The 14,932-nt window shown below is 69.8% G+C and carries 13 protein-coding genes; all 13 read right to left on the bottom strand.

Features of this window, described 5'->3' with window-relative positions; genetic code table 11:
• Nucleotides 1-934: TonB-dependent siderophore receptor (locus C1I89_RS08855; protein WP_146196895.1), on the bottom strand; the 934-nt coding region annotated here is incomplete at its 3' end.
• Between the two features lie 158 nt (nt 935-1,092).
• On the bottom strand, nt 1,093-2,064 hold the full coding sequence (locus C1I89_RS08860) for a Bug family tripartite tricarboxylate transporter substrate binding protein (RefSeq protein ID WP_102772398.1): 972 nt from the start codon (nt 2,062-2,064) through the stop codon (nt 1,093-1,095).
• A 135-nt stretch (nt 2,065-2,199) separates the two neighbouring features.
• Nucleotides 2,200-3,741 (bottom strand): malonate--CoA ligase, encoded by a 1,542-nt coding sequence (locus C1I89_RS08865; RefSeq protein WP_102772399.1) that lies wholly within the window; start codon nt 3,739-3,741, stop codon nt 2,200-2,202.
• A gap of 5 nt (nt 3,742-3,746) precedes the next feature.
• A complete protein-coding gene (locus C1I89_RS08870) occupies nt 3,747-4,538 on the bottom strand; it encodes an enoyl-CoA hydratase/isomerase family protein (protein WP_102772400.1) in 792 nt (263 codons plus the stop codon).
• 40 nt (nt 4,539-4,578) lie between these two features.
• Entirely contained in the window at nt 4,579-5,892 is a 1,314-nt protein-coding gene (locus tag C1I89_RS08875) for a malonyl-CoA decarboxylase domain-containing protein (RefSeq protein ID WP_168202096.1), read from the bottom strand.
• Entirely contained in the window at nt 5,843-6,595 is a 753-nt protein-coding gene (locus C1I89_RS08880) for a GntR family transcriptional regulator (RefSeq protein ID WP_102772401.1), read from the bottom strand. The genes C1I89_RS08875 and C1I89_RS08880 overlap by 50 nt, the downstream gene beginning before the upstream one ends.
• A 117-nt stretch (nt 6,596-6,712) precedes the next feature.
• Nucleotides 6,713-7,720 carry a zinc-dependent alcohol dehydrogenase family protein gene (locus tag C1I89_RS08885; protein WP_102772402.1) on the bottom strand — a complete coding sequence of 336 codons (1,008 nt, stop codon included), beginning with the start codon at nt 7,718-7,720 and terminating at the stop codon, nt 6,713-6,715.
• Between the two features lie 75 nt (nt 7,721-7,795).
• Complete coding sequence (locus C1I89_RS08890) at nt 7,796-8,566, bottom strand: spermidine synthase (RefSeq protein WP_102772403.1); 771 nt, start codon at nt 8,564-8,566, stop codon at nt 7,796-7,798.
• Between the two features lie 197 nt (nt 8,567-8,763).
• Complete coding sequence (locus tag C1I89_RS08895; protein ID WP_102772404.1) at nt 8,764-9,786, bottom strand: acyl-CoA dehydrogenase family protein; 1,023 nt, start codon at nt 9,784-9,786, stop codon at nt 8,764-8,766.
• Nucleotides 9,787-9,791: 5 nt separating this feature from the next.
• Entirely contained in the window at nt 9,792-10,979 is a 1,188-nt protein-coding gene (locus C1I89_RS08900; RefSeq protein WP_102772405.1) for an acyl-CoA dehydrogenase family protein, read from the bottom strand.
• Between the two features lie 4 nt (nt 10,980-10,983).
• Complete coding sequence (locus C1I89_RS08905) at nt 10,984-11,952, bottom strand: Bug family tripartite tricarboxylate transporter substrate binding protein (RefSeq protein WP_102772842.1); 969 nt, start codon at nt 11,950-11,952, stop codon at nt 10,984-10,986.
• 49 nt (nt 11,953-12,001) lie between these two features.
• On the bottom strand, nt 12,002-14,086 hold the full coding sequence (locus C1I89_RS08910; protein WP_102772406.1) for an acetate--CoA ligase family protein: 2,085 nt from the start codon (nt 14,084-14,086) through the stop codon (nt 12,002-12,004).
• Entirely contained in the window at nt 14,083-14,886 is an 804-nt protein-coding gene (locus C1I89_RS08915) for an enoyl-CoA hydratase (protein WP_102772843.1), read from the bottom strand. The genes C1I89_RS08910 and C1I89_RS08915 overlap by 4 nt, the downstream gene beginning before the upstream one ends.
• Nucleotides 14,887-14,932 lie beyond the last annotated feature (46 nt).

A 14,932-nucleotide genomic window follows, 5' to 3' on the forward strand; every position in this document is an offset into this window, starting at 1 on the left:
CCACGCGGGCGCGCACCGCTCCCGAACCGGTGAGCGGCGCCGACAAATCGACCTCGCCGCGATAGGTGTCGTAGCTGCCGCCCATGGCCCTCAGGCTGCCCTGGAACTCGCGCGTCGGCCGTTTGCGAATGAAACTGACCGACCCGCCCGGATTGCCGGTGCCGCTCATCAGGCCGGTCGCGCCGCGGATGATTTCCACGTGGTCATAGATGACCGGGTCCAGATTGCCTTCGCCGAACTGGTAGGTATTGTCCAGCGGCTTGACCACGCCGTCGAACTGCATGGTGTCCATCTGGAAGCCGCGCGAATAATAGCTGAGCCGGTCGGTCTCGCTTTGCTGGACGTTCATGCCGGTGGCGTGCTCCATGACGTCGCGCACGCTGCCCATGGCCTGGTCGTCGAGCTGCTGGCGCGTCACGATACTGGTGGACTGGGGCGTGTCGCGCTGCGTCAGCACCAGGCCGTTGGCCGACCGCATCCAGTCCGCGGTATAGGAGCCGCTGCCTTCGGTGGTTGCGCCGGCGCCCAGCACCACCACGGCGTCGAGTTCGGCCGTCTGCGCGCCGGGGGCATGCTGCAGCAGATAATCGCCGTCGGCGCGGCGCACGGCTTGCAGGCCGGTGCCGGCCAGCAGCGCCGCGAAGCCCTGCTCCACGCCATAGGCGCCGTGCAGCCCGGCGGTCTCCATGCCCGCGGCCAGCGCCGGGTCGAAGGACAGCAGCACGCCGGCCTGCCGGGCGAAACCGGACAGCGCCGCGCCGAGCGCGCCGGCCGGCACGTCCACCGAATGCAGCGCCGGCACGGCGCCCGCAGGCTGGGCCAGCGCGGGCAGAACCGCGGCGCCGGCGGCCGCGGCCAGCGCCAGCGCGGCCAGGGCCTGCATGCGCGGGCGCGCCGGCGCGACGGGACGGGAGGAGGAAAAAGGCAGAGACATATCGTTGGTTCCAGGCGAAGTAATTCGATGCTTCACCTGTATGCCAATCGAAAACCGGAAAGTGACAGCCGNGACTCATGGCATTCGACGGGCCGGACCGCAAATTCAAAATTGATAACGATTATCAATATTAATTCAAAATCCGGCCCGCGCATGCCTCAATCCAGCTTCACCCCCGAGTCCTTCACCACCTTGGCCCAGCGTTCGACTTCGCTGTCGACGAACTTGCCGAACGCCGGTCCGGTCAAGGTCGGCACGGCCGAGCCGTTGCTGGTCCAGGTTTCCTTGATCTTGGGCGCGTTCAAGGCCTTGGTGATTTCGGCGCTCATCTTGTCCACCGCTTCCTGCGGCGTGCCGGCAGGCGCCCAGATCGCGTACCAGGTCGAGACCACGTAGTTGGGCACGCCCGCCTCGGCGGCGGTGGGCACGTCGGGCAGCGAAGGCGAGCGCTCGGCCGCGGCCACCGCCAGCGGCTTGATCGTGCCGGAGCGGATATGGCCGGCCGAGGAGCCCAGGCCGTCGAAGGCCAGGTCCACCTGCCCGCCGATCAGCGCCGACAGCATCGGCCCGGCGCCCTGGTACGGCACGTCCACCAGCTTGATGCCGGTCTGCATCGCGAACAGCTCGCCGGCCAGGTGGTGGGTGCTGCCCTTGCCGGCGGTGCCGAAGTTGATTTCGCCCGGACGCTTCTTGACGTAGGCGATCAGCTCCTGCACGGTCTTGACCGGCAGCTTGCCCGGATTGATGACGATGACCTGCGGCGGCTGCGCCACCAGCGCGACCGGCACGAAGTCCTTCTGGATGTCGTAGCTGAGGTTCTTGTAGAGCGAGGGGGCCAGCGCGTGGTGGGCGCCGCCCATGAAGAAGGTGTAGCCGTCCGGCCTGGCCTTGGCCGCCACGCCGGCGCCCACGGTGCCGCCGGCGCCGCCCTTGTTGTCGATGACCACGGTCTGGCCCAGCTGGGTGGTCAGTTGCTGGGCCAGCGGACGGGCGAAGGTGTCGGTGCCGCCGCCGGCCGGGAACGGCACGATCAGCGTGATCGGACGTTCCGGCCATTGGGCGGCGGCCGCGCCGCCGTAGCCCGCGGCGCAGACGGCGACCAGGGCCGCGGCGATAGTGCGATATTTCATTTTGTCTCCTCTTGCTGCAGCTCGGGGAAGCCCCTTGGGGTCTTCCGGTTTTTTTATGGAATGATGCTGCTCGGTCTTTGGGGCTTTATCTGGGCATGGGCTCCTGGAAGAAGGATTCGGAACGGGCGGACGGCCTCACAACGTGCCGTACGTTTCGCGCAGCACGTTCTTCTGGACCTTGCCCATGGTGTTGCGGGGCAACTGGTCGACGATGTGCACGCGCTTGGGCACCTTGAAATTGGCGATGCGCGCCTTCAGCTCGGCCTGCATGGCGTCCGCGTCCAGCGCCGCGCCGTTCCTGGGCACCACCACGGCGACCACGGCTTCGCCGAAATCGGCATGCGGCACCCCGATGACGGCGGACTCGGCCACGCCGGGCATGTCGTCGATCAGGGTCTCGATTTCCTTGGGGTAGACGTTGTAGCCCCCCGAGATGATCAGGTCCTTGCTGCGGCCCACGATGGACAGGTAATCGGCGGGCACGTCGCGGCCGGCGGATTCGCCGCCCCAGCGGCCCACGTCGCCCGTCTTGAACCAGCCGTCCTCGGTGAATTCCTCGCGGGTCTTTTCCGGCATGCGCCAGTAGCCCGAGAACACGTTGGGGCCGCGCACCTGCACGTTGCCGATCTCGCCCGGCGCCAGCGCGACGCCCGCGTCGTCCACCACCCGGACCTGCACGCCCGGCAGCGCGCGGCCGACGGTGCCGGCCAGGCGCTCGCCCAGCGCGGGATCGTAGGGGTTGGAGGTCAGCATGACGGTTTCGCTCATGCCGTAGCGCTCCAGGATGGCGTGGCCGCTGCGTTTCTGGAACTCCGAGAAAGTCTCGGCCAGTAGCGGCGCCGAGCCCGAAATGAACAAGCGCATGCGCGCGCAGACCTTGCGGTCGAAGCGCGGGTCGGCCAGCAGCCGCACATAGTAGGTGGGCACGCCCATCATCACCGTGCTCTGCGGCAGGTAGCGCAGCGCCTGGTCGGCGTCCAGCTTGGGCAGCCAGATCATCTTCGCGCCGGCCAGCAGCGCGCCGTGCGAGGCGACGAACAGGCCGTGCACGTGGAAGATGGGCAGCATGTGCAGCAGCACGTCGTCGCTGCGCCAGCCCCAGTAGTCGTGCAGCACGCGGGCGTTGGCGGCCAGGTTGCCGTGCGACAGCATCGCGCCCTTGCTGCGCCCGGTGGTGCCGGACGTGTACAGGATGGCGGCCAGGTCGCCGGGCTCGCGCGCCACGGTCTCGAAGCGCTGCGACAGGCTTCCCGCGGCCTCCAGCAAGGTGCCGGTGCGGTCCTCGTCCAGCGTGTAGACGTGCGCGCAGCCGGCCTTGTCGGCGGCGCGGCGCACCCATTCCAGGTTCTTGCTGGCGCAGACCACCACGGCCGGCTCGGCGTTGCCCAGGAAGTATTCGATTTCCGATTCGCGGTAGGCGGTGTTCAGCGGCAGGTACACCAGGCCGGCGCGCAGCGTGGCGAGATACAGCAGCAAGGCTTCCGGCGACTTCTCCACCTGCACCGCCACGCGCGATCCGTCGGGCAGGTCCAGCGAGGCCAGCAGATTGGCCAGGCACGCGGTGGCGCGGTCGATGTCGTCCCAGGTGTATTTCAGCTCGGGGGTTTCCAGCGCGACTTTGCTGCGGTCCGCGGGAAAGCCGCCTTCCAGCACGGCATATAGATTAGCGTTGCTCACCTTGTCTAGTCTCCGGAGAAGTTGGGATCTGTGCCGGCCAGGAACGCGCGCACGCCTTCTTTGTGGTCGCGGCTGTCGGCGTAGGAAAAGTAATCCTGGTATTCGTCCTCGCTGAGCGCGCCGCCGGCGGCGAGCCTGCGGGACAGGCGTTTGTTGATGCGGGCGGCCAGGGGCGCGCCGCGGGCGATGCGCTCGGCGCTCTGGCGGGCGGCGTCTGCCACCTCGGAATCGGCCACGATGCGGGTCAGCAGGCCGAGCTCGCGCGCTTCTTCGGCGCCGAATACACGGCCCTCCAGCAGGATGGCCAGGGTCGCGGCCCGCCCGGCCAGCGCCAGCAGGCCGCTCATTTCGTCGGGCGCCATGGGAAAGCCCAGCCGGTTGATCGGCACGCCCAGGCGCGCCGAACTGCCGGCGATGCGCAGGTCGCACTGGCTGGCGATTTCCAGGCCGCCGCCCACGCACACGCCCTCGATCTGCGCCACCACCGGCTGCGGGCACAGCGCCACCGCGCGCAGCGCCGGCGCCAGCAGTTCGCGGTGGTAGCGCTGCACCGCGGCCATGTCGCCGCGCTGCTGCGGGAATTCGCGTATGTCGGCGCCGGCGGCGAAATTGCCGCCGGCGCCGCGCACGATCACGCAGCGCACGCCGTCGTCGGCCGCGATGTCTTCGAAGACCTCGCGCAGTTCCTGCCACATGCCCACCGTGATGGCGTTCAGGCGCCCCGGGTGCGACAGCGTGACCCAGGCCAGATGGCCCTCGCACGCCAGCAGCACGCGGCCAGCCGCGTTTTCCGTCATGTCCCCTCCTCTATGGTCCCGCGGCTGCCGCGGGACCGGATCAATCTTGTAGTTTCGCCACGCGCCCCACGCCCCGGCTGACCTGGGGCTTGCCCTCGCCCAGGCGGGCCAGGTTGTCGTCCAGTTCGTCCAGGTCGTACAGGTAGTTGACCATCATGGCGCAGGACTGCTTGAGCCCCTTGGGCGAGGTGTCCGCCGCCCAGTTCAGCCTTTCGATGCGCGCGCCGTTGCCCAGGTGGAAACGCGCCACCGGGTCCAGCGGCTGGCCGTTCTTCATGGATTGCAGGTAACTGGCCGCCAGCCGCAGTCCGGCCCGCTTGACCACGTCCGGCGCCTTGCCCTGGGCGGCCCGCGCCAGGCGCGCGACCCAGCGCTGTCCGTCGGGCGCGGCCTCGCGCTTGCGGGCTTGCGCGCGCGCCTTGTCCTCGCGCACGATGGCCTCGACCGCATCGGCCTCCAGCTTGCCCAGCCAGTCCGCGAAGCCCGGAATGGGCGACAGCGTGGCGAAGGACTTGAGCTTGGGCAGTTCGTCCAGCAATTGCTCGACCACGCGCTTGAGCAGGAAGTTGCCGAAGCTGATGCCCTTCAGTCCGGGCTGCGTGTTCGAGATGGAATAGAAGATGGCCCAGCGCGCCTTGTCCAGGTCCTGCGGCGGCAGCGTGCTGTCGAGCAGCACCTGCACGTCGTCGGCCATGTGGCTGGCGAAGGCCACTTCCACGAAGATGAGCGGCACGTCCGGCATCTGCGGATGGAAATAGGCGTAGCAGCGGCGGTCCGGCGACACGCGGCGGCGCAGGTCGTCCCAGGACGTGATCTCGTGCACGGCCTCGTAGAGGATCAGCTTTTCCAGCAGCGAGGCCGGCGAATCCCAGGTCAGCGGACGCAGTTCCAGCAGGCCCACGTCGAACCAGGCGGACAGCAGCCCTTCCAGGTCCTTGTCCAGCGCCTGCAGGCCGGCGACCTGCTTGCGCCAGCGCAGCATGTCGGCGCGCAATTCCACCAGGAAGCGCAGCCCCTGCGGCTGGGCGTTGAAGCGCTTGAACAGGCGCGCGCCCTCGCCGGCGGATTCCGCGAAACTGCCGCGGACCTGGGCCAGCGCGGCCAGCATCAGCCGGCGGTCCTTGGACTGGGCCGCGGCGTACTGCTCACACCAGCGGCGCGCCAGCTTGTTGGCGGCCACGTCGGTCAGGCGCGCCTCGAACAGGCGGCGCACTTCGGATTCGCTGGGCAGGCGGCCGCGCTCCCAGAGCCGGCCGAGCCGGGTGATCAGGCCCGCGGCTTCCTCGGCGCCGTCGGTCTCGGGCTCAGGCGTGCGCGCGCCGCGCGCGGGTGCGAGATTGGCGGGTGCGGACATGGGCGGGCTCCTCGATGACGATGGGTTCCGGCGGCGCCGGCTCGCCGGCCTCCGCAAGGCTCAATGCGCGCAGCGCTTCCAGCTGCCGCATCAGGTGGGTATGCGCGAGCGCCTGCGCGGCCTCGCCGTCGCGCGCCTTGAGCGCTTCGAAAATGGCCAGGTGCTCGGCGCAGGACTGCTCGATCCGGCCCGGCTGCGACAGGCTGCGGTGGCGCGACAGGCTCAGCACCTTGCGCAGGTTGCCGACCATGTCCGACAGCCACTGGTTGCCGGCCAGCGCCTGCACCGCCTCGTGAATCAGATAGTTGGTCTTGTAGTAGGCGTCGATGCGCCCGGCCCGCGCATGGCCGGCCAGCGCCGCATGCAGCGGCTCCAGCGCCGCCAGCTGTTCGTCGCTGGCCTTGCGCGCGGCCTCGAACGCGCAACGCCCTTCCAGCATGGCCATCAGCGGAAAAATGTCTTCCAGGTCCTGCGCCGACAGCTCGTTGACGAAGCAGCCGCGGCGCGGCTCCAGCCGCACCAGGCCTTCGGTGGCCAGCACCTTGAGGGCTTCGCGCAAGGGCGTGCGCGAGATGCCCAGCTCGCCCGCCAGACGCAGCTCGTCTATCCATTCGCCGTTGCGCAGCGAGCGCGCATGGATCATGCCGCGCAGCCGGTCGGCGACTTCCAGGTACAGCGCTTGGCGGACAATGGGCTGGGTCATGGGCGCGGCTTGCCTGTAATTCATAATTATGAATAAACCCATGATAGGCCCCGTTCGCGTAGGCCGTAAAGCCCCCGCCGCCCTGGGACCTACCCTAGCTTGCCGTCCGGCCGCGGCTCAGACGGCGATGACGATTTTCCCGAAGTGCCCGCCGGACGCTTCGTGCCTGAAGGCGGCGGCCAGCTCGGCCAGCTCGAACGTGCTGTCGATCTGCGGCTTCAGGCCGGTGCTTTCGAGGGCGCGGACCATGTCTTTCTGATCCTGCCGGCTGCCGACGATCAAGCCCTGCAGCCGCAATTGCCTGGCCATTATCAGCGCCGTGGGAATCGGCCCGGCCATGCCGGTCAGCACGCCGATCAAGGCGATGTGCCCGCCTATGCGGCACGCGGCGATCGACTGCGGCAAGGTGCCCGGGCCGCCGACCTCGACGACGTGGTCCACGCCCCTGCCGCCGGTAAGGTCGAGCACCGCCTGTCCCCACTCGGGGACTTCCTTGTAGTTGAGGACATGATCGGCGCCCAGCGCGCGCAGGCGCTCAAGCTTGGCGGCCGAGGACGAGGTGGCGATGACGCTGGCCCCCATTGCCTTGGCCATCTGCAAGGCGAATATCGACACGCCGCCCGTGCCCATGACCAGGACGCTGTCGCCGGCCTTCAGGCCGCCGTCAACCACCAGGGCGCGCCAGGCGGTCAGCCCCGCGGTGGTCAGGGTGGCCGCCTGCGCATGGCTGTATCCCTTGGGCGCCCGCGTGAACCAGGTGGCGGGAAGCGTGACCTTTTCACGCGCATAGCCGTCCACGCCGTCGCCCGGCGTGGTGGAGAAATCCGCGATGGCGGGCGCGCCGCTTTCCCATAGCGGAAAGAAGCAGGACACCACGTGATCGCCGACCGCGAATTCCGTGACGCCCTTGCCAACCGCCTCGACGACGCCGGCGCCGTCCGACAGCGGAATGCGTCCGTCCTCGGTGGGCATCAATCCGGTCGCCACCGCGTAGTCGTGGAAATTCAGCGAACTGGCACGGATCCGCACCAGGATCTCGCCGGCGGCCGGCGCGCGCGGCGCGTCGAGCCGGACCTGCGTCAGATTGTCCAGGCCGGCCGGCAGCTTCAGTTGAATGGCGTTCATGGGTAACCCCCTGGTGGCGATCGTCGATGGAAAATTCTAGTCCTCGGACGAAGCCCGGCCAATCAGCGGCACGGCCTAGAAGTGCAGCACGCCGTCCACCGCGTGGCGCGTCAGCGAGCGCGCCCAGCGCCGCGCCGGCAGGCCGTAGCGCGCCTCCACCGCTTCGGCGCGGGCCAGCAGCTGCGCCGGCGTGATGGCCAGGGCCGGGCCGGAGAAGGCCAGCACGATCTGGTTGCCCGCGTCGATTTCGGGCAGCAGCAGCACGCGGTCGTCGAAGGCCTTGGACAGGTTGTCGATGTTGCGCCCGAAGCTCTCGTGGCGCCCGAACAGGTTCACCGCCAGCACCCCGACCTCGCCCAGCACGCGGCGGCAGTCGCGGTAGAACTTCACGCTGTCGCGCACCGGGCCTTCGGCCGCGGCGTCGTAGAGGTCCACCATCAGCACCGGGCAGCGCCCGGCGTTGAGCGGGTCGGCCACCCAGACGCCGGCGTCGGCGTGCTCGACCTCGAGCCGGTTGGCGCCGGGCAGGCGGAAGAACATGTGACAGGCGGCGGTCACGCGCGGATTCCATTCCACCGCCAGCAGCGGGCTGCGGGTGTGCTTGACGCAGAACCGCGCCAGCGATCCGGCGCCCAGGCCCAGCATGCCGATGGGCTCGTCCTTGGGCGGCTCCAGGAACAGCAGCCAGGCCATCATCTGGGCGGTGTACTCCAGCACCAGCTCGGCGGGGCTCTTGATGCGCATGGCGCCCTGCACCCATTCGGTGTTGAAGTGGAGGTAGCGGATGCCGTCCACTTCGGAAAGGGTCGGCTGGTCGAGTTCGGACGGGAAGGCGGATTTTTTCATGGCGCGATTGTAGGCGGATGCAGGCGTTTGTCTCTTGCCACGAAAGGCGGCGGCTGGCGCCGCCTGATGGGTTTCGCGCGTTCGATATCTGAGTTTTTTTGCAAGGAATCTCGCGCTGCACCCATCCTACGCATCAGGGTCCGAACGTAGGATGGGTGCAGCGCGAGAGAACGCAACTGCCAAGCGCGCGAAACCCATCAGGCGGCCTCCCAGATCCGCTCCAACAGATCCGCGCAAGACACCTCTGCCTCCAGGCTGGCCGCCAGCCGCAGCACGCGCTTCAGATACAGATGCGCGTCGCATTCCCAGGTCACGCCCATCGCGCCGTGGGTCTGGATCGCGTTCTGCACGGCCCGCCTGCCGGCCTCGACCGCCAGCAGCGGCACGAACAGGGCGTCGCGCGACGCCGAAGCCGCGGCCTCGTCCAGCGCGGCCGCGGCCGCCCAGCCGGCCAGCCTGGCGTCGTCCAGGGCCATCCAGTCCTCGGCCAGCCGGTGCTTGATGGCCTGGTTGGCGCCGATGGCGCGGTCGAACTGGCGGCGTTCGCGCGCGTACGCCGCCGCCATGTCGAGCGCGGCCGAGGCCGCGCCCAGCAGTTCCGCCGAGCGCAAGAGCCGCAGGCGCGTGCGCAGGCGTTCCCAGACGCCGGGGGCCGATTCGAGTTCGACGCTCTCCAGCACTTGCACGCGCGCGGCCTGCGCCACCGGCATGGTCGGGTCCAGCCCGGCCTCGCCCGCCAGCGGCGCCAGCAGTTCGGCGCGCAGCGAGGCCTCGCCGGTGCGGCGCAGGGCCAGCGCGCGCACGCCCTCGCCCGCGCCTTCGACATAGGCCGAGCCGTCGGGACGCAGCGCGGCGTCGGCGTAATAGGTTTCGCCCGCCATCATGGCGGCGGCCCATTGCGGCGCCGGGCCGCCCGCGCCGGCCTCGCACAGCGTGGGCAGCAGCGTCATGTTGGCCGCCAGCGGCAGGCCCAGCAGATGGCGGCCGGCGGCTTCGGCCACGATCCAGGCCTCGCGCATGCCCAGGCCCAGCCCATCGTGCGCGGCGGGCGCCAGCAGCGCCGGCCAGCCTTGTTCGGCGATGCCGCGCCATTGTTCCAGGCGCGTGCGCGCGGGCTGCTCGCAGGCGGCCCGGGCCGTGGACAGGGGATGGCGTTCGGCCAGGTAGCGCCGGGCCGCGTCTTGCAGCATGCGCTGGTCTTCGGTCGGATGCAGGTCCATGGAATTCAAGCCTTGGGCAGGCCGAGCATCTGCTCGGCGATGATGTTGCGCTGGATCTCCGAAGTGCCAGCCAAAATGGTTTCGGCGCGCGACCACAGGTAGGCGTGCACCAGCCCCGCCGCGCGCGGATCGGCCGGGCCTGCCGCCACGCAGGCCGCTTCGCCCAGCAGTTGCAGCGACAGTTCGAGCAGGCGCTGGTGCGCCTCGCTCCAGTGGATCTTGGTGGACGAGCCTTCCGGTCCCGGCGGATCGCCGCGCATGGCGCCGGCCAGCGCGCGCTGCGACTTCAGCGCCAGCACGTGGCTGTCGGCGGCCAGCCGCGCCCAGCGCTGGCGCACGGCGGCCGAGGCCGCCGGCACCCGGCCGTAGGCGTCGGCGCGCTGCGCCAGTTCGCGTATCTGCTGCAGCTCCTGCGCGAAGCGCACCAGGCGCGGGATGAAGTAGGTGCCGCGCTCGAAGCTGGCCGCGGCCATGGCGATCTTCCAGCCCTGGTTTTCCTCGCCCAGCAGGTCTTCGCGCGGCACGTGGACGTTCTCGAAGAAGACTTCGCAGAACTCGGCCTCGCCGGTGAGCTGGCGGATGGGCTCGACGCGCACGCCCGGGCTGCGCATGTCCACCAGCAGAAAGCTCAGGCCCTTATGGCGCGCCGACTGCGGATCGGTGCGCGCCAGCACGAAGCAGCGCTGCGCGCGATCCGCGAACGAGGTCCAGATCTTGTGGCCGTTGAGCACGTAGCCGCCCGGCGCAGGCTCGGCGCGGGTGCGCACCGAGGCCAGGTCGGAGCCGGCGCCCGGCTCCGAATAGCCCTGGCACCACACTTCGCGGTTGGACAGGATGCCGGGCAGGAAGCGGCGCTTCTGCTCCTCGCTGCCGAAATGCAGCAGCGTGGGCGCGAGTATGCCGTGGCCGATCAGGTTCACGCCCAGCGGCGCGCCGCAGCGCGCATGCTCTTCGTGAAAGACCGCCTGGCGCGACAGCGGCAGCGCCTGCCCGCCGTACTCTCTGGGCCAGCCCAGCCCGGACCAGCCGTGCGCGCACAGCGTGTCCTCCCAGGCGCGCCGGAAGTCCAGATCGCGCGGATCGGCCGCGCCCGGCCAGCCGCGGACGAAGTCCGCATAGGCCGATTGCAGCCACGCGCGCAGCTCGCGGCGGAAAGTCTCGTCGTCCGCCGCGGCGGTTTCCAACTGGGTCATGCCTTTACTCCAGGCGGATGTTCGAATCGCGCGCGACCTTGGCCCAGGTCGTCACGTCCTGGCGGATGAAGGCGGCGAAGGTCTTGGGATCGCTGCCGATGATGTCCAGCCCCAGCCCCACGAACTGCGTCTTGACCTCGGGCTGCTGCAGGATCTGGGCCAGGTTCTGGTAGAGCTTGTCGACCACCGGCTGCGGCGTGCCGGCCGGCGCCACCAGGCCCAGCCACGGCATGGCGGAGTAGCCGGGCAGGCCGGAAGCCGCCACGGTCGGCAGGTCCGGCACCGAAGCCGAAGGCTTGGTGGTGGTCACCGCCAGCGCGCGCAGCTTGCCGTCCTTGACGAAGGGACCGGACGAGGCCCAGGCATCGAACATGACCTGCAGGCGGCCGGCCACCAGGTCGTTCAGGGCCGGCGAGCTCCCCTTGTACGGGATGTGCGTCATCTGCACGCCGGCCATGCTGTTGAACAGTTCGGCCTCCAGGTGGGTGGAGCTGCCGGTTCCCACCGAGCCGTAGCTCACCTTGCCCGGGTTGGCCTTCAGGTAGGCGATGAGTTCGCCCACGTTCTTGGCCGGCACGGAGGGATGCACTTCCAGCACGTGCACCACCGAGGCCACCTGGGTGACGGGAGTGAAGTCCTTGATGGGATCGTAGTTGACCTTGGCGTAGATGCTGGGCGCGATGCCCAGCGAGGACGCCGCCATCAGCAGGGTGTAGCCGTCGGGCGCGGCGCGCGCCACGTAGTCGGACGCGATCATGGTGCCGCCGCCGGGCTTGTTCTCGACGATGACCGGCTGGCCCAGCCTGGCGCCGAGCTTCTCGGCCAGCACGCGGCTCATGATGTCGGCCGCGCCGCCCGGCGAGAACGGCACCACGATGCGCACGGGGCGATTGGGATAGTCGTCCTGGGCCAACGCCGGACCGGCGGCGCCCAGGCAGGCCAGCGCCACGCCGGCCAGCAGTTTCTTCATCATGCTTTGCTTCATCATGTCTCCTCCTGGGATTACGGTGAGCGCCTGCGCGCTACGGGGTTACGGGCAGAATCAGGGCGTCCAGCACCGCGACGCCTTGTTCCGCCTCTTTGATCAGCAAGGGATTGACTTCGATTTCCGACACGGCCGCCGGCGCGGCCAGCAGGGCGTTGCCCACGGCCACGATGCTGCGGCAGGCGGCCGCCAGGTCGGCGCGCGGCTTGCCGCGGTAGCCGTCCAGCAGCGCGAACGCCTTCAGTTCGCGCAGCATCTGCAGGGCGATGTCCTCGTCCACCGGCAGCAGGCGATGGCTGGTGTCCTGGTACAGCTCGGTCAGCACGCCGCCCAGGCCCACCGTCAGCACCGGGCCGAACACCGGATCGCGGGTCGCGCCCACGATGATCTCGGCGACGCCGCGTTCCATCTTCTGCACCAGCACGCCGTCGATGCGCGCATCGGGCTGGGCCCGCGCCGCGGCCTGCGTGACCGCGTCGTAGGCGGCGCGCACGGCCGCGTCGTCGGCCAGGTTCAGGGCCACACCGCCGATCTCGGTCTTGTGCGCGATGTCGGCGCTGAGGATCTTCAAGGCCACCGGATAACCGGCAGCGCGCGCGTCCGCCACGGCCTCGTCGGCACTGCGCGCGGCGCGCGCCCGGGCCTGCGGCAGGCCGAAGGCGGCCACATAGGCGCGGGCGTCGGCCTCGTTGCACGGCAGGGCCGGCACCGCGGCCGGCACGGCCGCCGGCGCGGCGGCGATGCGGCGGGCGCCGCGCGCCTCGCACCACAGCAGGTAGGGCGCCAGCGCCGAGACCGCCAGGCCCAGGTCTTCGAACACCGCCACCCCGGCCTCGCGCAGCGCGGCGCGGCTCTGGGCCAGGCCGGTGTCGATGGCCACGAACAGCCGCGGATGCTGGCGCGACACCTCGGCCAGGGCGTCGGCCATGCGGTCCAGCATGTAGCCGGGCGCATACACCACCACGGCGTCGATCGCGTCGCTGGTGGCCAGCGCCTGCAGCGCGGTGCGCACGAATTCGGGATCGTTGACCACGTTGCCGGTCACGTCCACCGGGTTGCCCACCATGCCGTAGTCCGGGATGCCGCCGCGCAGCACCGCCTGCAGATCGGCCGGCAGGTCGGGCAGTTCCAGCCCGGCGCCGATGAACTTGTCGGCCAGGATGGCGCCCAGCGCGCCCGACATGGTCAGCACCGCGACGCGCTTGCCCGCGCTGCGGTGGCGCAGCGTCGCCAGGCTGGCCAGGTGCGCCATCTGCGCGAAGTCGGTGGCCTCGATCACGTTGAGCTGGCGGAAGGCCGCGCCGTACACGCGCCGGTCGCCGGCCAGCGCCGAGGTGTGCGACTGCACCGCCTGCGCGCCCTTGTCCGTGGTGCCGGCCTTGAGCGCGATCAGCAGCTTGCCCTGGCGCTCCAGCTCGCGGCAGGCGCGCACGAAGCGCTCGCCGTCGCGCAGCTGTTCGATATAGCCCAGCACGATTTCGGTCTGCGGATCGGCGGCCAGGTATTCGAGGTACTGCGAGAAATCCAGGCAGGCCTCGTTGCCGGTGTTGATGAAATGCGAGAACGGCAGGTCCAGCCTGCGCGCGATGGCGTAAACCGCGGCGCACACGTTGCCGCTTTGCGTCAGCAGGCTGACGTTGCCCGGCCCGCTTTGCCGGGGCGACGTCTTGAAGACCGAAGCGAACGCGGTATAGGCCTGGGTGTTGAGATTGGCGAAGCCCATGCAGTTCGGCCCGGCCACGGCCATGCCGCTCTCGGCCACGAAGGCTTCCAGCTCCTGCTGCAGGCGCGCGCCCTCCCCGCCAGCCTCGGCGAAGCCCGCGGCGTAGACGATGGCGGCCCGCACGCCCTTGGCATGGCAGCGGCGCAGCATGGGCGTCACGTCGGCGGCCGCGATCGCCAGCACCGCCAGGTCCACGGCCTCGGGCACGGATTCGATATCGGGCCAGCAGCGCCGGCCGAACACTTCCTGGTACTTCGGGTTCACCGGATAGATGCCGCCCTCGTAGCCGAAGCGGGTCAGCAGGTCCAGCGGCATGCCGCCGATGCGCCCGGGATCGGCGCTGGCGCCGATCATCGCGATGGAGCGCGGATTGAGCAAGGGGTCCAGGCTGAGGGTCATGCCGTCTTGCCCTCCTTGTTGCGCTGGATGGCCTGGGCCAGTCCACGGTCGCGCACGGCGCGGAATTCTTCGCTCATGTGCGACAGCTGGTGCGTATCGAAGTGCGCCGACAGCGCCGTGCGCAAACCCTGGGCGTCGGCGGTGCGGTTGAGCGAACGCTTGATCAGGCGCAGGCCGAAAGGCGGCGCCTGGGCGATGCGCTGCGCCAGCGCCAGCGTCGCGGCCTCCAGCTCGGCCTCGGGCACCACGCGGTTGACCATGCCGATCCGCAGCGCTTCCTGGGCGTCGACCTTCTCGCCCGTGTAGAGCATTTCCTTGGCCTTGCGCAGCCCCATCACCCAGGGATGGATCAGCACCTCGGTGGCCGCGGCCGCCAGCGTGTGGCCGACGGGGTCGGAAAAATAGGCGTTGTCGGCGCAGACCACCAGGTCGCACATATTGGCGATCATGAATCCGCCGGCCACGCAGGCGCCCTGCACCTGCGCCACGGTGGGCTTGGGAAAGTCCCAGATGCGCATGCAATAGCCGTAGTAGCGGCGCGATTCATATTCCCAGCGCTCTTCCACCGTGAAGTCGGCGCGCTTGGCCTGGGCTTCCTTGAGGTCGTGCCCGGCCGAGAAATGCGCGCCGCGGCCCGCCAGGACCACGACCCGCACCGAGTCGTCCTGCTCGGCCCGGGTCAGGGCGTCGTCGAGTTCGTCCAGCATCTGCTGGCTCTGGGCATTGCGCGCGGACTCGCGCGCCAGGCTGATGCGGCATACGGCGTCGTACCGATCGACGGCCAGGGTGGCGTATTCCATGGTCTCCTCGTCCTTGTCTTGCCGCGCCATCGAGGGCGGCGCGGTC

It is taken from the genome of Achromobacter pulmonis (assembly GCF_002885955.2).
Taxonomy (GTDB): Bacteria; Pseudomonadota; Gammaproteobacteria; order Burkholderiales; family Burkholderiaceae_B; genus Achromobacter; species Achromobacter pulmonis_A.